This window comes from Aquibium oceanicum (assembly GCF_001889605.1).
Taxonomy (GTDB): Bacteria; Pseudomonadota; Alphaproteobacteria; order Rhizobiales; family Rhizobiaceae; genus Aquibium; species Aquibium oceanicum.
Genome location: NZ_CP018171.1, coordinates 2,600,429 through 2,620,135 on the forward strand (window position 1 = coordinate 2,600,429; position 19,707 = coordinate 2,620,135).

Below are 19,707 nucleotides of genomic sequence, written 5' to 3' on the forward strand. Positions count from 1 at the left end.
ATTATGCCCGCGATTTATGCAGGAATTTGCATTGATTAGAAATTAGGCAGTCGTCACCTTCGACTGCGCAATCATTCGTCAACGATTCGTTAATGCCCTTTCGGGCCATGGGTCCCGGACTCTCGCCAGTTCCTTCAAACGCCTGCTCCGCCACCGAAAAACGAGCTCTGGCATCGTCGCTCCGCCCGGTTGGCACGGCCGTTGCATCATCTGGTGCGGTGCAACAACCAACTCATACCGGAGGTTTACAATATGAGGGGAACGATAACATCGATTGCCAGGCAGGTGACGGGCGCAGCGCTCGCGGGTCTGCTGGCCGTCGGGGCGGCGACCGCGCAGGAAGACACGATCAAGGTCGGTGTCCTGCATTCGCTGTCCGGCACGATGGCGATCTCGGAGACGACGTTGAAGGACGTTATGCTGATGCTCGTCGAGCAGCAGAACGAAAAGGGCGGCCTGCTCGGCAAGAAGCTCGAGGCCGTGGTCGTCGATCCGGCGTCCGACTGGCCGCTGTTCGCCGAGAAGGCACGCGAGCTGATATCGGTGAACGACGTCGCCGCCGTGTTCGGCTGCTGGACGTCGGTGTCGCGCAAGTCGGTGCTGCCGGTGTTCGAGGAACTGAACTCGCTGCTCTTCTACCCCGTGCAGTACGAGGGTGAGGAAAGCCAGCGCAACGTGTTCTACACCGGCGCCGCGCCGAACCAGCAGGCAATCCCGGCCGTCGACTACCTGATGGAGAACGAAGGCGTGGAGCGCTGGGTGCTCGCCGGTACCGACTACGTCTACCCGCGCACGACCAACAAGATCCTGGAGGCCTATCTCCAGGCGAAGGGCGTGGCGCCCGAGGACATCATGATCAATTACACGCCGTTCGGTCATTCCGACTGGCAGACGATCGTGTCCGACATCAAGACCTTCGGCTCGGCCGGCAAGAAGACCGCGGTGGTCTCGACCATCAACGGCGACGCCAACGTGCCGTTCTACAAGGAACTCGGCAACCAGGGCATCAAGGCCGAGGACATCCCGGTCGTGGCCTTCTCCGTCGGTGAAGAGGAACTCGCCGGTCTCGACACCGCTCCGCTGGTCGGCCATCTGACGGCGTGGAACTACTTCCAGTCGGTGGACACCCCCGAGAACGAGGAGTTCATCGCGGCTTGGAAGGAATTCACCAGCCCAGAGCGCGTGACCAACGATCCCATGGAAGCGCACGTCATCGGCTTCAACATGTGGGTCAAGGCGGTCGAGAAGGCCGGCACGACCGACGCGGACGCCGTCATCGACGCCATCATCGGCGTATCGGTGCCGAACCTGACCGGCGGCTATTCGACCATGATGCCGAACCACCACATCACCAAGCCCGTCCTGATCGGCGAGATCCAGGAAGACGGCCAGATGGAGACCGTGTGGGAGACCACTGGCCTCGTGGTGGGCGACGAGTGGTCCGACTACCTGCCGGACTCCAAGGACCTCATCGCCGACTGGCGCGCTCCGATGTCCTGCGGCAACTTCAACGTCGCCACGGGCAAGTGCGGCGGCAAGGGTGTCAACTGATCGGCGCCTGATCGACTGCGGTTCGACCGCGAAGCTTCCGGGCGGGTTTTCTCCTCCCGCCCGCCCGGGAGCCTGGTCGATGACACGAGCCGGATGACATAAGCCGAAGGTCCTGCCATTCCGATGATCCTGATCCGAGCCCTCGCGACCCTGGTATTGCTGGCCCTGGCCGCCGTGCAGCCAGCCCATGCCGACGAGGCCGCGCTGCGTGAGACCATCGCGAAATTCGCCTCGTCCAGGAACTTCAACGCCACGGCCGAGATCGTGCGCGAACTTGGGGCGACCGGCGATGCGACGGTCGAGCGCGTGCTGACGGCGCTGTCGGACGGCAACCTCTATTTCCGCAAGTCCGACAAGCAGGTCTTCATCACCACGGAGACCGGCAAGGTCGCCAAACTCTTCGACCCGCTGACCGGCGACGCCGTCGGCGAGGAGCCGAAGGGCGGTTTCACCAAGATCAAGGTCAACAATTCTCTCAGGCGGACGATCCGCGACACGATTTCGGCGCTGACGCTGGCTTCGCCGGATGCGGCGACGCGGGTGGCCGCGGCCCGCACGATGTTCCTGTCGCCCGACGCGGGCAATCTCGAGGCGCTGAATGCTGCGATCGAGAAGGAGACCGTGGACTACGTCCGCTCGGCGCTCGAAGCGGCGCGCGCCTCGACGATCCTCGTCTCCGAAGCTTCGGAAGAGGAAAAGCGCGCCGCGGTCGAAATGCTCGGCAAGCGCGGCGACCGGGACACGCTGTCGCTGCTGACCGGCTTTTCCGCCGGCGCCGACGGCACGCTGCGCGACGCCGCCAACGACGCCATCGCCAACATCGAAGATTCTCTCGCCTTGTGGGGAGCGGGCCAGAACATCTGGTACGGTATTTCGCTGGGATCCGTCCTGCTGCTGGCCGCGATCGGCCTTGCGATCACCTTCGGCGTCATGGGCGTCATCAACATGGCGCATGGCGAGATGGTGATGATCGGCGCCTACACCACCTTCGTCACCCAGGAAGTGATCCGCAATTCCGCTCCGTGGCTGTTCGACTGGTCCCTCGTTATCGCGCTACCGCTCGCCTTCCTCACCGCCGGCGCGGTCGGGCTGGCGCTTGAGCGCGGCGTCATCCGCTTTCTCTATGGTCGCCCGCTGGAGACCCTGCTCGCGACCTGGGGCGTATCGCTGATCCTCCAGCAGGCGGTACGCACCATTTTCGGCCCGACCAACCGCGAGGTCGGCAATCCGTCCTGGATGTCGGGCGGATTCGAACTCGGCCAGCTCGCGATCACGTGGAACCGGCTCTGGATCGTCGTCTTCTCGCTCTGCGTGTTCGCGCTGCTGCTCTACATCTTCAACCGCACGGCCTGGGGCCTGCAGATGCGCGCCGTCACCGCCAATCGCCGGATGGCGTCGTCGATGGGCATCCGCACGCCCTGGATCGACGCGTTCACCTTCGCGCTCGGCTCCGGCATCGCAGGCATCGCCGGCGTGGCGCTCAGCCAGGTCGACAACGTCTCGCCCAACCTCGGGCAGGGCTACATCATCGACAGCTTCATGGTCGTGGTCTTCGGCGGCGTCGGCAATCTGTGGGGAACCCTGGTCGGGGCCTTCTCGCTCGGCATCGTCAACAAGTTCCTCGAACCCTATGCCGGCGCGGTGCTCGGCAAGATCCTGGTGCTGGTGCTCATCATTCTCTTCATCCAGAAGCGGCCGCGCGGTCTCTTCGCCCTCAAGGGAAGATCGGTGGAGGCATGATCACCCAGCGTCTGCTTGCCGGCGGAATCGACCGGCGTATCCTCATCACCGTCGCCATCCTCTGCGGCTTCGCCGTGCTGGTGCCGGTGCTTCACCTGGCCTTTCCGCCCTCCAGCGCCTTCCACGTGCCGAACTATCTCGTCACGCTGGTCGGCAAATATCTCACCTATGCCCTATTGGCGCTGGCGCTCGACCTCGTCTGGGGCTTCTGCGGTATTCTCTCACTCGGCCATGGCGCCTTCTTCGCGCTCGGCGGCTATGCGATGGGCATGTACCTGATGCGGCAGATCGGCGACCGGGGCGTCTACGGCAACCCGATCCTTCCGGATTTCATGGTGTTCCTCAACTACAAGGAACTGTCCTGGTTCTGGTACGGCTTCGACCAGTTCTGGTTCGCCGCGATCATGATCGTCCTGGTGCCCGGCGCGCTCGCCTTCGTCTTCGGCTGGTTCGCCTTCCGCAGCCGCGTCACCGGCGTCTACCTATCGATCATCACGCAGGCGCTGACCTATGCACTGCTGCTCGCCTTCTTCCGCAACGACATGGGTTTTGGCGGAAACAACGGCCTGACCGATTTCAAGGACATCCTCGGCTTCAACGTGCAGGCACCGGCAACGCGCGCGGCGCTCTTTGCCGCCAGCGCCATCGCCCTGTCGGTGGGGCTGCTGGTCACCGCTGCGGTGACGAAGTCGAAGTACGGCAAGCTGATGATCGCGGTGCGCGACGCCGAAAGCCGCACGCGCTTCATCGGCTGGCGGCCCGAGAACATCAAGCTCTTCGCCTTCACGGTGTCGGCCGTCATGGCCGGCATCGCCGGCGCTCTCTACGTGCCGCAGGTCGGCATCATCAATCCGGGAGAGTTCGCGCCGGCGAATTCGATCGAGGTGGTGGTCTGGACGGCTGTGGGCGGTCGCGGCACGCTCGTCGGCCCCGTGGTCGGCGCGCTGCTCGTCAACGGCGGCAAGAGCTGGTTCACGGGGGTCCTGCCGGAGTTCTGGCTGTTCGCGCTCGGCGGCCTCTTCGTGGGCGTGACGCTGTTCCTGCCGAAAGGAATCGTCGGGACATGGGATGCCTGGCAGACGGCGCGGCGCGACGCTGCCGAAAGGCGGCGCACCGAGGCGCTTGCGCAGGACGAGGAACCGCCGACGACACCGACTCCCGGCTCGAAGCCTTCAAGCGCCCGCTCTGCCTCGCGGCCCGACGACGGTCTTGCGGGCGGCGCCGAACCACAGCCGGCGGAGTAACCATGTCAAAGGTCGACACCATCCTCTATCTCGACGGCGTGTCCGTTTCCTTCGACGGGTTCAGGGCGATCAACAATCTGTCGCTGGTGCTCGCCAAGGGCGAGATGCGGGCGATCATCGGGCCGAACGGTGCCGGCAAGACCACGATGATGGACATCATCACCGGCAAGACGCGCCCCGATGCCGGCGAGGTCTTCTTCAACGGGACCATCGACCTGACCCAGCACGACGAAGCCGACATCGCCATGATGGGGATCGGACGCAAGTTCCAGAAGCCGACAGTGTTCGAAAGCCACACGGTGGAGGACAACCTCGTCCTGGCACTGGCCGGCCCGCGCTCGATCTTTCCGGCGCTGTTCCACAAGAAGACCAAGCCGGAAGCCGAGCGCATCGACGAGATCCTGGCGACGATCCGCCTGGAAAAGCGGCGCTACGACCATGCGGCCAACCTGTCCCACGGCCAGAAGCAATGGCTGGAAATCGGCATGCTGCTGGCGCAGGACCCGAAGCTCCTGCTCGTGGACGAGCCGGTTGCCGGCATGACGGACGCCGAGACCGAGGAGACGGCGCGCCTGCTCAGGGACATATCGAAGACGCATTCGGTCGTCGTCGTGGAACACGACATGCACTTCGTACGCGAGCTCGACGTCAGGGTCACCTGCCTGCACGAGGGATCGGTGCTGTCGGAAGGTACGCTCGACCACGTGTCCGCCGACCAGCGCGTTATCGAAGTGTATCTGGGGAGGTGAGGCCATGCTGAACGTCACCAACGCGACACTTCACTACGGTGCCGCCCAGGCGCTGCGCGGCGTGTCCCTTTCGGCCGACAAGGCGAAGATCACCTGCGTGCTCGGCCGTAACGGGGTCGGCAAGACCAGTCTCATGAGAGCGATCGTCGGCCATCACCGACTGACGAGCGGAGAGATAGCCTTCGAGGGGAAGGCGCTCGACCGGAGCGCGGCGTACGATCGCGCCCGGTCGGGCATCGCATTCGTGCCGCAGGGGCGGGAGATATTCCCGCTTCTGACGGTGAAGGAGAACCTGGAAACGGGCTACGCGCCGCTGAAGCGCGCGGATCGCAACATCCCGGAACATGTGTTCGAACTGTTTCCGGTGCTGAAGTCGATGCTGTCGCGACGGGGAGGGGACCTGTCGGGTGGCCAGCAGCAGCAACTCGCCATCGGACGCGCGCTGGTCATGCGCCCGAAGCTGCTGGTGTTGGACGAGCCGACCGAAGGCATCCAGCCGTCGATCATCAAGGATATCGGCCGGGCGATCCGCTTCCTGCGCGATTCCGCGGGCATCGCCATCCTGCTCGTCGAACAGTACCTCGATTTCTGCCGCGAACTGGCCGACGAGGTGAACATCATGGACCGCGGCCTGATCGTCCATTCCGGGCCCGCCGCCGATCTTGATGACCCCGAGGTGAGAAAATTCCTCACTGTCTGAGGAGTTCACGCGTGGAACCCGGCGCGGCGCGGCGGTGTTAACCTCGACGAACTCTCATCTCATCGAGGAAAGAAGATCATGTCCGGCAAGCCGCAAGCAACCCCGACCCCGCCCCACAATTCCGAAGCCGCCGAGGCATTCCGGAAGGAGCGTGCGAAGAAGGGTAGCGCCCGGGAGAACACCGAGGAAGAGCTGCAGGAGGGACTGGAAGACACTTTTCCCGCAAGCGATCCCGTGTCTCACGAGACGACCGGCGTACCCGGCAAACCGCCGGTCGACCGTGATCAAAACAAATAGAACTTTCCCAAATTCGTACCGTCAGCGGCAGCCGGCAGAAACGCTGCTGCCGTAGACGGAACTCGAACACGATGGGCGGATGACCGGCACCTCGAGCCGTTCCGGCCGATAGCGCATGTCGTTCCGATCCTGCTGCCGATTGAGCTGTTGCAACTGCTGGAACTGCTCGCGTTGCCGAACGGCACGTTCCGCCTGAAGCTCCTCGACAGTCACCGCTTCGCTCGGAGACTTCTGCTGCAGCGTAGGAACCTGCGCGAGCGACACGCTGCTCGCGCCGGAGAATGTGCAGGCGGCGATAAGCAGCAGCGCGGTCGTTCGTATGGCCGGCGAGATCTGCAGGCGCGGGTGCAGGATTGGTATCATACCGATCAATGTAGGTCGCGGCCCGGTTTTATTCCACCAGCACCGTCTCGCTGGCCGTCTGTGCGCGCGCCGTAGCGTACCGCGACCAGACGAAGGCGCCGATGAAGGCGGCGGTCAGCAGGAGCACGATGGTGGGTGCCGGCGCGCTGTCGATGAAGAACGAGAGATAGACCCCGAGGAAGGACGCGGCGAGCGCCACCATCAGCGAGAGTGCCATCATCGTCTCGAAACGTCGTGCGAGCAGGAAGGCCGTGGCACCCGGCGTGATCAGCATGGCGATCGCCAGGATGATCCCGACAGCCTTGAGAGCACCCACGATCGTCAGCGACAGTATCGCCAGCAGCCCGTAGTGTAGCAGCCGCACCGGCAGGCCGATCGCGCGGGCATGTTGCGGATCGAAGGCGAGCAGAAGCAGGTCGCGCTGCTTGACGAGCAGCAGGGCCGACACGATCGCCGCGATGACGCCGCTTTCGGCAACGTCCGCCCAGGTTACGCCCAGCATGTCACCGAACAGGATGTGGTCCAGGTGAACCTCGGTCTGGACACCGACATAAAGCACGATGCCGAGCCCGAACATGCCGGAAAAGACGACGCCCATCACGGTGTCCTCCTTTACTCGGCTGTTTTCTTTCAGGAATCCCGTCCCGATGGCGCAGACCATGCCGGCCACGAAGGCGCCGATGGCGAACGGGATGCCGATGATGTAGGCGATCACGACGCCCGGCAGGACAGCGTGGCTCACCGCGTCGCCCATCAGCGACCAGCCCTTGAGGACGAGGAAGGTGGAAAGCAGAGCCATCGGCGTAGCGACGAGCAGCGAGATCGCGAAGGCCTGCTGCATGAAGGGGAATTGGAAAGGCAGGAGGAGCGTTTCCATCACGCGGTCTCCGAGAGTGCGGCGCGCGCCTTGCGGCGGGCGGCGAGCATCCCGTGCTTGGGCGCGAAGACGAAGACCGTCAGGAACACCAGCGTCTGGAGTACGACGATGATGCCGCCCGTTGCCCCGTCGAGGAAGTAGGACAGGTAGGCGCCCGACAGGCTGGACAGCGAGCCGATGGCGACCGACACGGCGATGAGGCGCGGGAAGCGGTCCGTCAGCAGATAGGCCGTCGCGCCCGGCGTCACCACCATCGCGATGACGAGGAAGGCGCCCACGGTCTGCAAAGCCGCTACGGTGCAGGCCGAGAGGAGCGTAAAGAAGATGCCCTTCAGCAGCCCGGGATTGATGCCGATCGACCGCGCGTGGTTCTCGTCGAAGAAGACCACCATCAGGTCCTTCCACTTCGCCAGCAGCACGGCCAGCGAGACGCCCGAGATGATGACGAGCTGGAGCGTGTCCTCCGGCGTGATCGCCAGGATGTTGCCCAGAACGATCGTCTGGATATTCACCGAGGTGGGCGAGAGCGATATCATGAACAGGCCGAGCCCGAAGAAGGACGTGAAGATCAGGCCGATGACGGCGTCCTCGCGCAGCTTGGTGCGCTGGTTGAGAAACAGCATGGCGCCGGCCGCCAGCCCGCCGGACAGGAAGGCGCCCAGCGAGAAGGGCAAGCCGAGCATGTAGGCGCCGGCGACGCCGGGCACGATCGAGTGCGAGAGCGCGTCGCCGATCAGCGACCAGCCTTTCAGCATCAGATAGGCGGACAGGAACGCACACACGCCGCCCACCAGCGCGCTGACCCAGATTGCGTTGACCATGTAGCCGTAGGTGAAGGGCTCGAGCAGCGTTTCCATGCTTCAGCTTCCGGAAACGCCGCTGCCGGCGTCCTCGTCCTGGCGGGTGGCGGGCGCGTCCGGCGAGGGGGAGGGGCGGCTGGCGGCGCCGTCCACCCCCTCCTCGCCATAAAAGACGAAGGGGCGTTCGTCGTCGGTGATGACCGTCAGCTGCCTTGTATCGGCATCGTCGTGCAGATCGGTTCCGCCGAGCACGAAATGCCTCAGCACCCCGCCGAAGGCGCGTTCCAGGTTGGCGCGGGTGAATACCTCCTCGGTCGGACCCGCCGCCAGCAGGGTTCGGTTGACGAGGATGGCGCGGTCGCAGAACTCCGGCACGCTGCCGAGATTATGGGTCGAGACCAGCATGACCCGGCCTTCCTCGCGAAGGTCGCGCAGGAGCTGGACGATCGCTTCCTCCGTCGTCACGTCGACGCCGGTGAATGGTTCGTCGAGCAGGATCACCTTGCCTTCCTGTGCCAGAGCGCGGGCGAGGAAGACCCGCTTCTTCTGGCCGCCGGACAGCTCGCCGATCTGGCGCTTGCGGAAATCCGTCATTCCGACGCGGTCCAGCGCCGTCGCGACGAGTTCCCGGTCCTTGCGCGAGGCGATACGGAACATGTTCATGTGGCCGTAGCGGCCCATCATCACCACGTCCTCGACGAGCACCGGAAAGTTCCAGTCGACCTCCTCGGCCTGCGGGACGTAGGCGACGGCATTGCGGTTGCGGGCTCGGCCGGATGGCTCGCCGAGGATGGAGACGGAACCCCTGGCCAGCGGCACGAAACCCATGATCGCCTTGAAGAGCGTCGACTTCCCGCTGCCGTTAACGCCCACCAGCGCCGTGATCGTGCCGGTGGGGATCTCGAAACTGACGTCGGTGAGGGCAGTGTGGCCGTTGCGGTAGGTGACGGTCAGGTCCTTGGCAGCGATGCCCGACCGTGGCTGTGGTTTCGCATCCGGTCTGGCGGACATGTTCACTCGGCCAGTCCCTTCGCGATCGTCTCGGTCGTGACGCGCATCAGGTCGAGGTAGGTCGGCACCGGCCCGTCCGCCTCGCTCAGCGAATCCACGTAGAGCACGCCGCCGTATTTTGCTCCGGTCTCGCGCGCGACCTGCCGTGCAGGCTTGTCGGAAACGGTATTCTCGCTGAAGATCGCCGGCACTTCGTTGTCGCGCATGGCGTCGATGACCTTGCGGATCTGCTGCGGGGTGCCCTGGCTGTCGGCGTTGATCGGCCACAGATAAAGTTCCTTAAGCCCGAAATCGCGCGCCAGGTAGCTGAAGGCACCCTCGCTGGTCGCCAGCCAACGCCGCTCCTGCGGGATCCGGCCGAGGAGTTCGCGTCTCGGGGCGATCTCGGACGTGATCTTCTCGGCATAGGCCTTGGCGTTGGCGGCATAGACGTCCGAGTTCTCCGGGTCGTACTGCGAGAGCGCCTTGCGGATGTTGTCGATGTAGATCAGCGCGTCCGACGGGGACATCCAGGCGTGCGGGTTGGGCTTACCGGTGTACGGCCCCTCGGAGATGCTCATCGGCTCCACGCCGTCGGACACGACGACGGAGGGCACGTCGCGCAGATTGGTGAAGAAGCGCTCGAACCAGAGTTCGAGATTGAGGCCGTTCCACAAGATCAGGTTGGCGTCCTGGGCCTTGAGTATGTCGCCCGGCGTCGGCTGGTAGTTGTGTATCTCCGCCCCCGGTTTGGTGATCGAATCCACGTCCGCGGCATCGCCGGCCACGTTGCGGGCCATGTCGGCGATGACGGTGAATGTCGTGATCACCTTGAGCCTGTCGTCCGCCGCGAAGGCGCCGGCAGAGGTCCCGACAATCATCGCGATCGCAGCGATCAAACGTTTGAGATGCATTCCATGCTCCGGATCGGGCAAAATATCGCCTCCCGCCGGAATGTAGCGGGTGGATCGGCATTGTCAACGCAAATGCAAATCATTTGCAAAAAGGATTTCTCCCGCCGGTCCATTTGCAACTGGTTGTCATCTGGATCATAGTCCCGGCCATGACGACAGAGGCCAAGCAACCCCTCGATTTCGAACGCGAACTGCGGCGCGCCGGCATCCGGATCACGCGTCCGCGCCGGATTATCCTGGGCATCTTGCAGGAAACCGGCGACCATCCCGACGCCTACGAGATCCTGCGACGTGCTTCCGCGCTCGACGCCAGCATCTCGCTGTCGACCGTCTATCGCACCATGAAACTCCTGGAGGAGCACGGCGCTATCCAGCGGCACGCCTTCGCCGGTGGTCCTTCCCGTTTCGAACACACGGGGGAGGAGCATCACGACCACCTGATCGACGTCGAGACCGGCGACGTCATCGAGTTTCGCTCGGCCCGGATCGAGAAGCTGCAGGACGAGATCGCCCGCGAACTGGGCTACGATATCCTGCACCACCGGCTCGAACTCTATGGCCGCAAGCGGCGCAAGAACTGAAGCGGGATAGCCTGCGACGAAAGTGTTGGGCGACATCCGTTTTTCGCCTTAATTCATGTTAAAGACTGCGCCGAAGGCGACTCGGCCGGCGCGCCAATGCCGGCCACATGGAGAGGGAGTTCGATGAAGGTGAAGATGCTCGCCGCGGCAACGGTCGCGGCCTTTACGCTGGGTGCGTGCACGACGGACCCCTATACGGGCCAGCAGAAGCTGTCGAATACCGCCGGCGGGGCCGCACTCGGTGCGCTGGCTGGAGCAGGCCTCGGCACGCTGGCCGGCGGTGACGACCGCCGCAACGCGCTGATCGGCGCCGGAATCGGAGCGCTGGCGGGCGGCGCGATCGGCGGCTACATGGATCAGCAGGAAGCCCAGTTGCGGGCGCAACTGCAGGGCTCCGGAGTCAGCGTCACGCGCCAGGGCGACTACATCATCCTCAACATGCCTTCCAACATCACCTTCGCGACGGATCAGGATTCGATCCAGCCGGGCTTCTACGGCACGCTGAATTCGGTCGCGATCGTGCTCCAGAAGTTCAACCGCACGATCGTCGATGTCTATGGCCACACCGATTCCAGCGGCGACGACAGCTACAACCTGAACCTGTCGCAGCGCCGCGCGATGTCGGTGGCGAACTATCTCGGCGCGCAGGGCGTCGATCCGCGCCGCTTCTCGATCCTCGGCCTCGGCGAAAGCCAGCCGATCGCATCGAATGCCACACCCGAGGGCCGCGCGCAGAACCGCCGCGTCGAGATCCGGCTCGCCCCTATCACCTGATCGACCGCGCCGGCGCGCGCAAAGTCCGCCTCTGCTGAACTGCCGCCGAAAGTTGGACCCAACCTTCGGCGGGCGGCCCGGCGGGGGCGGTTTTTCTTTGGGCTTCGTCGGGGGAGGGATGCTTCGGTCCCGGCAGACTCAGAGACGATGGCCGGATTGGCGGCCGAGAATCGCAGCCGGAAGCACGCCTAGCGCGATGTGGCCGGCGCAGCGGCTGAGCGCCCGCGCCGGCCCGCTTTGGTCAGGAGGTGGGGCAAATGACCATTGCCGCAATATATTATTCTGCCTCGGGCTAGACGGCAAGTCCTCTTCTATTTATTCATTTTCCCTGTATTACCGCTTAAGAAGCACACGATATTTTTTGGCAGAGGGTGAAAATCGCCCGAATAGTTCATGAAATCGGCAAAAACCCAACTATATATAAAATGAACGCGGGCGCGATGGTTTCGAGCACACCATGTATTTTAAAGCGAAATTTAAATGCGGTATGGATTCTTTGAGCGATTCAAGATTAGTAAAATGAAATAAACGATGGATGCTGCGAGGATGTCGATGGAAGTTTTTTACTTGAACCGGCGCGATAAAAGCTGCTAGCTTCCCTTGGGGCACCTAATGATCGGGAGAATAAGATGCTATCCGCAGTAGTATCGAAAATCCTGCGACGAGCGGTGGTTGCGTCATTGTTGACGACGACGGCAATCGGCTACTCGTTCGCGGGCGACGGCGGACTTTCGAAGGCTGCAATGGAGAAGCTGGTCGCTTCAGACCAGATCCTCGCGAACATGGCAGATGGTAGCGCACCGGTAATCGTGGAATTCGCGATGCCCCAAGCCGCCGGTGCGGCAGCAGACGCGGCAGCGGCGGACGAGGCCCAGATATCCGCCGTGCACCAGAAGCAGGACGAGATTCTGAGCCGCGTTTTCGCGGCCGAAGGCGGGCTTTCCGGGGCCCTTGCGTCTGACGATCTCGGCATCAAGAGAATGGACTTCTCGCCGATGTTCGCGGCGACGGTAGACCAGGAGACGCTGGAGAAGCTGGCCGCCGACCCGGCAGTGGTGCGCATTCACGAGGACGGTCTCAACGAGCCGTATCTCATTCAATCGCTTCCGCTGATCGGCATGCCGACCGCCTATGCGGCAGGCGCTACCGGCAGCGGCTGGACGGTAGCGGTGCTCGACACGGGCTCGCGCCGGACGCACGAGTTTCTGAGTTCTAGTGTAATCTCGGCGGCGTGCTACAGTACCAGCAACGGTACCGCCACGAGCATCTGCCCGGGCGGCGTCAGCGCGTCTACCGACATCAATTCGGCAATGGATTGCGACATCGCGACGATTTACGGCTGCGGCCACGGCACGCATACGGCCGGCACCGCGGCGGGGTTCAACACCAGCCTGAGTTCCGGCGAGCCGGCGAATGGCGTGGCGCGCAGTTCCAAGCTGATAACGATCAACGTGTTCTCGCGCTTCCCGCCTTCGCAGTGCAGCAATTCCCGCAGCAACGGCTGCGTGCTGGCCTACAACTCCGACATGATCAAGGGGTTCGAGCGGGTCTATGCCCTGCGCAACACCTACAAGATCGCCTCGGTCAACGTGAGCATCGGCGGCGGGTCGTATTCCTCGTACTGCGACAGCGATTCGCGCAAGCCGATCATCGATCTGCTGCGCAACGCGGGCATCGCCTCGGCGATTTCAGCGGGCAACAACAGCTACAACACCAACGTCGGCGCCCCCGGCTGTATCTCGAGCGCGATAACGGTCGCGTCCTCGACCAAGTCGGACGTGCGTTCCTCGTTCTCGAACTGGGGCTCCCTGATCGACGTGGTGGCTCCTGGTTCCTCGATCCTTGCGTCCTATGTAAGCGGATCGAGCAACAACTTTTATGACTATCTGAGTGGCACCTCAATGGCGGCCCCGCATGTCGCCGGCGCCTTCGCGGCGCTGCGGTCGGCCAAGCCGACTGCGACGGTGTCCCAGATCGAGGCCGCACTGAAGGCCACCGGCGTCAACATCTCCTCGGCGGGGACCACAAAGCCGCGCATCAGGGTCGACAGCGCTCTGACCTATCTGGGCGGCGGTGCCACGGCCAAAGCGGTGATGACCTCGCCGACGCCGGGTTCGACGCTCGGTTCCACGGCGACGTTCGTATGGAGCGCCGGCACCGGCGTGACGCAGTACTGGCTCTATGTCGGGTCCACCGGCGCGGGCTCGTCGAACATCTACCAGGCCAGCCAGGGCACCAGCAAGACCAGGACCGTGTCGGGTCTGCCCTCCACGGGCACAATCTACGTGCGCCTGTGGTCGCTGATCAGCGGCACCTGGCAGTACAACGACTACACCTACAAGACAGGCGGCGGCGTGAAGGCCGTCATGACGTCCCCGACGCCGGGCTCGACGCTTGGTTCCTCGGCGACGTTCGTGTGGAGCGCCGGCACCAATGTGACGCAGTACTGGCTCTACGTCGGCTCGACCGGCGCGGGCTCGACCAACATCTACCAGGCTAGCCAGGGGACCAGCAAGACCAGGACCGTGACGGGTCTGCCGTCCACGGGCACGATCTACGTGCGCCTGTGGTCGCTGATTTCCGGCACCTGGCAGTACAACGACTACACCTACAAGACCGGTGGCGGCGTGAAGGCCGTCATGACGTCCCCGACGCCGGGCTCCACCCTCGGGTCGTCTGCGACGTTCGTGTGGAGCGCCGGCACCAATGTGACGCAGTACTGGCTCTACGTGGGCTCGACGGGTGCTGGTTCGACCAACATCTACCAGGCCAGCCAGGGGACCAGCAAAACTAGGACCGTGTCGGGGCTTCCCTCCACGGGCACGATCTACGTGCGCCTGTGGTCGCTGTTTAGTGGCACGGGCTGGCAGTACAACGACTACACCTACAAGGCTGGCGGCACCGCCAAGGCCGTCATGACGTCTCCGACGCCGGGCTCGACGCTCGGTTCTTCGGCGACGTTCGTGTGGACCGCCGGTACCGGCGTGACGCAGTACTGGCTCTACGTCGGCTCGACCGGCGCAGGCTCGTCGAACATCTACCAGGCCAGCCAAGGCACGAGTAAGTCGAAGACCGTGACGGGACTTCCCTCCACGGGCACGATCTATGTGCGCCTGTGGTCGCTGTTTAGTGGCACGGGCTGGCAGTACAACGACTACACCTACAAAGCCGGCGGCACTTCGAAGGCCGTCATGACGTCTCCGACGCCGGGCTCGACGCTCGGTTCTTCGGCGACGTTCGTGTGGACCGCCGGTACCGGCGTTTCGCAGTACTGGCTCTACGTCGGTTCGACCGGCGCAGGTTCGACCAACATCTACCAGGCGAGCCAGGGGACCAACACGTCGAAGACGGTGACGGGGCTTCCCTCCACGGGCACGATCTATGTGCGCCTGTGGTCGCTGTTTAGTGGCACCGGCTGGCAGTACAATGACTACACCTACAAGGCCGGCGGCACCGCCAAGGCCGTCATGACGTCTCCGACGCCGGGCTCGACGCTCGGTTCTTCGGCGACGTTCGTGTGGACCGACGGTACCGGCGTTTCGCAGTACTGGCTCTACGTCGGTTCGACCGGCGCAGGTTCGACCAACATCTACCAGGCGAGCCAGGGGACCAACACGTCGAAGACGGTGACGGGGCTTCCCTCCACGGGCACGATCTACGTGCGCCTGTGGTCGCTGTTTAGTGGCACCGGCTGGCAGTACAACGACTACACCTATAAGGCCGGGGGCGGGACATCCACGAAATCCGTCCTTCTCTCCCCGGCGAATGGCAGCAAGCTTGCTTCTTCCACCAAGTTTACCTGGTCGTCGGTGAGCGGCGCGTCGCAATACTGGATCTACTTCGGGTCGACCGTCGGTGGTTCCAACTACTACAACGCCACTCAGGGCACCAACACGACCAACACGTTCAACTTCAACGGGTTCAGCGGCCAGGCCATCTACATGCGGCTCTGGACTCTGTACAACGGGACGTGGGTGTACAATGACTACAACTTCATCACGCCTGGCGGAACGACCGGTGCGGGGGGAGCCTCGGGCATACCCTCCGTCACGGGGGTGACGCAGCAAAGCGCTCTCGAGTAATCCGTCGATAGCAATCGGGGGCGGCTGCCGAAAGGCTGGCCGCCCCTTTTCCGTGGATCGAAAAGGGCTGACTCTCCGGAGGGTCAACGAGCCCGATCGCCCCGGTTCCTTAGTGAAACAGCCACCATCGCCGGAACATACCTCGCCTGAAACGGTTCGGTGAGATATGGCCCGCGTCGTCCGGCGCCGGTCTGCGATCATCCGCCGGAGGCTGTATGTCCCGCTATCACTTCAGGCCCAACGGGGGCGCGGCGCTGATGCTGGTTGCCGCACTCGTCGGCGCTGGGATCGCTCTCTGGAGCTATCTCGACCGGTCGAGCGGCATCGGGGGCACCGCGGGAGCAATGCTCGTCGTAGTGGCGAGCCTGCTGCTCGCGCTCGATGCTCTGATCTTCTTCTTTCTCCCGTCCGGAGCGCTTCGCGCGACCATTGCGACCCTCGGTTTCCTCGGCGCGATCGGGACACTGGTGGCGGCCTGGTTTCTCCACGCGTGGTGGCTGATGGCGGCTATGGTGCTGGTGGCGCTCGCTCTCATCCTCGCGCTTGCGGTCCGGTCCAGAGAAAGAGCAGTGAGAACCGCATGATGTCCGTATCCAGCAAGAAACTCCGCGTGACTTCGACGGCGCTCCTCGCACTTGCTGTCGCGCTGGGCGCCGGCGCAAATGCCGGCAAAGCGCAGGAAAGCGCGCAGCCGGAAGACAGTCCGGTACAAACCTCGCCGGTTCAGCCCGAGACGCCAGCCGCGTCGGAACCTGTCCCGCAGGCCGAACCGGCCAAGGAGCCCGAGCCGGCGGGAGAAGCTGCCGGAGAACCGGCAGTTCCCGAAACGGGAGCAGAAGAACCGGCGATCGCGCAAAACCCGGCGGCCGCCGAAGAACCTGCCCCGCCGGACGCGGCATCCGGACAGGCTGGAGCCCCCGCCGAGCCGGCGCCAGGATCGGTGACACAAGAAGAACAGCCGGCGACGGTTCCTGCGCAAACACGAGACGAGACGGATGAGGTCGAGCAGGAAAATGCCGCCGAAGGCCAATCGACGCCGGAGGGCGAGGCCGGAGTGGCGCGGGAACAGGAGCGGCGGATCGCCAATCCCGACGCGCCGCTCGTGCCCGAGGCGCCGACCTGGGACAGTTTTCACGGCCAGCTGAACGCACAGAAGTATTCGCCGCTGGACCAGATCGACGCCCGGAACGTCGGTGACCTCGAGAAGGTGTGGGAGTACCATACGGGCGATGTCTCGGACGGTTCGGGCGATCTGCCGCAGACGGTGTGGTCGGCAACGCCGGTCCATGCCAACGACACGCTCTACATCGGAACGCCGTTTTACCGCGTGATCGCGCTCGATCCGGCGACAGGCGAGGAGCGGTGGGTGTTCGATTCGAAGTCGAGGCTCGAAGCGCTCACCCAGCCGGCACTGAAGAACCGCGGAGTTGCCTATTGGGAGGCGGACGATCCTGTCGAAGGCGAGCTTTGCCAGAAGATCGTCTATCTCGGCACGATGGATGCGCAATTGATCGCGCTGGACGCCGATACAGGGAGGCTTTGCCCTGATTTCGCCGACGGAGGCGTGCTCAACGTCAACCAGTGGAACCAGACCAACGCGGTGTTTCCGTTCTCACTGCTGCAGCCGCCCACCGTGGTCGGAAACCATTTGATCCTCGGCTGGGCCGGTTCCGACTGGGAGTACGCCGAAGCACCTCCCGGCAACGTCTTTGCGATCGACCCGCAGACGGGCAAACTGCAGTGGTCTTTCGACACGATCCCGCCCGAGGTTCGCGCGCAGACCGGCACCGCCAACGTCTGGACTCACATGTCGGCCGACGAGGCGCTCGGCCTCGTCTACCTGCCGGTCGCGAGCCCGTCGCCCAACTACTGGGGCGGCAACCGCACCGACCCGATCCCCTACGCTACCTCCACCACAGCGCTCGACATCGAGACCGGCGAGCCGGTGTGGTCGCGGCAGTGGGTGCATCACGACATCTGGGACTACGACATCAACTCCGCGCCGACGCTGGTCGACATCACGGTGGACGGAGAGCAGATCCCGGCGCTGATTCAGGCGACCAAGATGGGCTACCTTTTCGTCGTCGACAGGCGGACCGGCGAGGACGTGTGGCCGATTGAGGAACGGCCGGTGCCGGGCGGCGACGGCACGGTCGAGGGCGAGGTCTATGCGCCGACCCAGCCGTTCCCGACGAAGCCGGCACCTCTGCTGGACCAGGCCGAGAAGACCGGCATCTGGTGGATCGCCGATGCAGTCGGCTTCGGGGAGTGCTCCGCACTGTGGGACGATCTCTGGTACGAGGGCATGTACACACCGCCCACCACGCGCGGCCGCGGCATGTACAACTTCCCCAATTCGGCGGGCGGCGTGCAATGGGGCGGCGTCGCCTTTGATCCTGAGAGCCAGACGGCGATCGTCAACTTTTCCCACGTTGTGCAGTACCTGCAGCTCTATCCGCGCGAGGAGTACGACCGGCTGACCGGCGAAGGCGCCTCCGGATCGAGCTTCGTCGCCGAGCGCGGCTTCCACCCGCAGAAGGGATCGCCCTACGGCATGTCGCTCAACAATGCGCTCAACTGGCTGGGCATGCCCTGCTGGGAGCCGCCCTACGGCGAGATCGCGGCCGTGGACATGACGACGGGTGACATCAAGTGGCGCCGGCCCATGGGCGCGTCGCAGAAATACGGCTTCTACATGCCCGGATCGATGGGGTCGCCCACGATCGGCGGGCCGGCCGTCACCGCGGGCGGGCTGATCTTCATCGGTGCGTCGATGGACGCCAAGGTGCGGGCCTATTCGCTGGAGACTGGCGCCGAACTCTGGAAGGCGCAGGTCGACGCTCCCGCGGTCGCCAATCCGGCCGTCTACGAACACCAGGGGCGCCAATACGTCGCCTTCATTGCCGGCGGCAATCCGATCCTGAAGAACCAGGTCGGAGACCAGGTCGCGGTCTACGCGCTTCCTGTCGAGTGACCGCAGCGCCCGGCTTGCCCGGGCGGCGGCGATATCCGTCGGCCTAATCTGGCGGGCGGCCCGGCCGAATTGGTCGATTGCCCGCCTTGCGTGCTTCGCCTATCACGCGTCGCATGTCCCCGCAGCTCGAAGCCGCATTCTTCATCTTTGGTCTGGTCGCGATCGGCTATCTGGCCGGTCTCACCGGCTTCATGCGCGCCGAGGCCGGTGAAGCCCTGGGCGAATTCGCCGTCGGCGTGGCGTTGCCGCTGCTTCTCTTTCGCACCATGCTGTCGGCGGATTTCCATGGAACCGCGCCGTGGGCGCTCTGGGCGAGCTACTTCTCTGCCGTGGCGCTCGCGTGGACCATCGGGCATCTAGTCACCACCCGCGTCCTTGGACGCGATGCGCGCACGGGCGTCGTCGGCGGCGTATCGTCGTCGTTCTCCAACACCGTCCTGCTCGGCCTGCCGCTTGTGTTGGGCGTCTACGGCCAGGCCGGATTCGAGGTGCTGGCGCTGATCGTGTCGGTGCACCTCGGCATCATGATGGCCGCGACGATCATCATCTTCGCGATCCTGGAACGGGGCGGCGAGAAGGGGCTTCGGCCGGCGGCGCTGCTGAAGGATTTCGTGCGGAAGCTCGCGACGAACCCCCTGATCATCGGCATCGTGTGCGGTCTGTTGTGGCGGCTGATGGGCCTGCCGTTGCCGTCGCTCGCCGCGCGTTTCGTCGACGGGCTGGGCAGCATTGCGGGGCCGCTCGCACTGTTCTCCATGGGGCTGGGGCTGCGCCGCTATGGCATCTCGGGGAACCTTCGGGCGGGCTTCACGCTCGCGGCGCTGAAGCTTTTCGTCATGCCGGCGATCGCGCTGGGCATGGTGCTGCTTTTCGGTCTGCCGCCTCTCGCGGCCTCGGTGGTCGTGCTGACGGCAGCCTTGCCCGCTGGCGTCAACTGCTATCTCATCGCGGTGCAGTTCGGAACCGGCCAGGCGCTGGCCTCGAACATGATCACGATCGCCACGGGGCTCGGCGTCGCCACCACAGCCTTCTGGATTACCGTCCTCCATGCGATCTTCGGCTGAAGGGCGT

The 19,707-nt window shown here is 64.3% G+C and carries 17 protein-coding genes; 12 read left to right on the forward strand and 5 right to left on the reverse strand.

Features of this window, described 5'->3' with window-relative positions; translation table 11 throughout:
* Window positions 1-252 precede the first annotated feature (252 nt).
* The 6 genes from urtA (at window position 253) to BSQ44_RS12810 (ending at window position 6,281) form a co-directional block, all read left to right on the forward strand.
* Window positions 253-1,551, forward strand: coding sequence for an urea ABC transporter substrate-binding protein (gene urtA / locus BSQ44_RS12785; protein WP_072604710.1), 1,299 nt, complete (start codon window positions 253-255; stop codon window positions 1,549-1,551).
* Between the two features lie 123 nt (window positions 1,552-1,674).
* Window positions 1,675-3,291, forward strand: coding sequence for an urea ABC transporter permease subunit UrtB (gene urtB / locus BSQ44_RS12790; RefSeq protein ID WP_072604712.1), 1,617 nt, complete (start codon window positions 1,675-1,677; stop codon window positions 3,289-3,291).
* Window positions 3,288-4,535, forward strand: coding sequence for an urea ABC transporter permease subunit UrtC (gene urtC / locus BSQ44_RS12795; RefSeq protein WP_072604714.1), 1,248 nt, complete (start codon window positions 3,288-3,290; stop codon window positions 4,533-4,535). The genes urtB and urtC overlap by 4 nt, the downstream gene beginning before the upstream one ends.
* Window positions 4,536-4,537: 2 nt before the next feature.
* Window positions 4,538-5,284 carry an urea ABC transporter ATP-binding protein UrtD gene (urtD, locus tag BSQ44_RS12800; RefSeq protein WP_072604717.1) on the forward strand — a complete coding sequence of 249 codons (747 nt, stop codon included), beginning with the start codon at window positions 4,538-4,540 and terminating at the stop codon, window positions 5,282-5,284.
* Window positions 5,285-5,288: 4 nt separating this feature from the next.
* On the forward strand, window positions 5,289-5,984 hold the full coding sequence (gene urtE / locus BSQ44_RS12805) for an urea ABC transporter ATP-binding subunit UrtE (RefSeq protein WP_072604720.1): 696 nt from the start codon (window positions 5,289-5,291) through the stop codon (window positions 5,982-5,984).
* Between the two features lie 78 nt (window positions 5,985-6,062).
* Complete coding sequence (locus BSQ44_RS12810) at window positions 6,063-6,281, forward strand: hypothetical protein (RefSeq protein WP_072604722.1); 219 nt, start codon at window positions 6,063-6,065, stop codon at window positions 6,279-6,281.
* 21 nt (window positions 6,282-6,302) lie between these two features.
* Here BSQ44_RS12810 and BSQ44_RS12815 read toward each other — a convergent pair whose 3' ends face one another.
* From BSQ44_RS12815 to BSQ44_RS12835, 5 genes are all read right to left on the reverse strand, one after another.
* Entirely contained in the window at window positions 6,303-6,545 is a 243-nt protein-coding gene (locus tag BSQ44_RS12815) for a hypothetical protein (RefSeq protein ID WP_157894592.1), read from the reverse strand.
* A gap of 127 nt (window positions 6,546-6,672) precedes the next feature.
* The gene (locus BSQ44_RS12820) at window positions 6,673-7,521 is read right to left on the reverse strand and encodes a metal ABC transporter permease (RefSeq protein WP_072604726.1); all 849 of its coding nucleotides are present in this window, start codon (window positions 7,519-7,521) and stop codon (window positions 6,673-6,675) included.
* A complete protein-coding gene (locus BSQ44_RS12825; RefSeq protein WP_072604728.1) occupies window positions 7,521-8,378 on the reverse strand; it encodes a metal ABC transporter permease in 858 nt (285 codons plus the stop codon). Before BSQ44_RS12825 ends, BSQ44_RS12820 begins: the two co-directional genes overlap by 1 nt.
* A gap of 3 nt (window positions 8,379-8,381) precedes the next feature.
* Entirely contained in the window at window positions 8,382-9,332 is a 951-nt protein-coding gene (locus BSQ44_RS12830) for a manganese/iron ABC transporter ATP-binding protein (RefSeq protein ID WP_083534724.1), read from the reverse strand.
* Between the two features lie 2 nt (window positions 9,333-9,334).
* A complete protein-coding gene (locus BSQ44_RS12835; RefSeq protein ID WP_235633426.1) occupies window positions 9,335-10,192 on the reverse strand; it encodes a metal ABC transporter substrate-binding protein in 858 nt (285 codons plus the stop codon).
* Window positions 10,193-10,374: 182 nt separating this feature from the next.
* On the opposite strand from BSQ44_RS12835, the gene BSQ44_RS12840 reads away from it, so the two are divergent.
* The 6 genes from BSQ44_RS12840 (at window position 10,375) to BSQ44_RS12865 (ending at window position 19,700) form a co-directional block, all read left to right on the forward strand.
* On the forward strand, window positions 10,375-10,806 hold the full coding sequence (locus tag BSQ44_RS12840) for a Fur family transcriptional regulator (RefSeq protein WP_072604733.1): 432 nt from the start codon (window positions 10,375-10,377) through the stop codon (window positions 10,804-10,806).
* A gap of 123 nt (window positions 10,807-10,929) precedes the next feature.
* Window positions 10,930-11,580, forward strand: coding sequence for a YiaD family glycine zipper/OmpA-like lipoprotein (locus BSQ44_RS12845; RefSeq protein ID WP_072604735.1), 651 nt, complete (start codon window positions 10,930-10,932; stop codon window positions 11,578-11,580).
* 683 nt (window positions 11,581-12,263) lie between these two features.
* Window positions 12,264-15,662, forward strand: a complete 3,399-nt coding sequence (locus tag BSQ44_RS12850; RefSeq protein WP_072604737.1) for a S8 family serine peptidase — start codon at window positions 12,264-12,266, stop codon at window positions 15,660-15,662.
* Between the two features lie 215 nt (window positions 15,663-15,877).
* Window positions 15,878-16,246 carry a hypothetical protein gene (locus tag BSQ44_RS12855; RefSeq protein ID WP_072604739.1) on the forward strand — a complete coding sequence of 123 codons (369 nt, stop codon included), beginning with the start codon at window positions 15,878-15,880 and terminating at the stop codon, window positions 16,244-16,246.
* Complete coding sequence (locus tag BSQ44_RS12860; protein WP_235633233.1) at window positions 16,243-18,636, forward strand: pyrroloquinoline quinone-dependent dehydrogenase; 2,394 nt, start codon at window positions 16,243-16,245, stop codon at window positions 18,634-18,636. The genes BSQ44_RS12855 and BSQ44_RS12860 overlap by 4 nt, the downstream gene beginning before the upstream one ends.
* A 113-nt stretch (window positions 18,637-18,749) precedes the next feature.
* A complete protein-coding gene (locus BSQ44_RS12865) occupies window positions 18,750-19,700 on the forward strand; it encodes an AEC family transporter (protein ID WP_072604741.1) in 951 nt (316 codons plus the stop codon).
* Window positions 19,701-19,707: the final 7 nt, after the last annotated feature.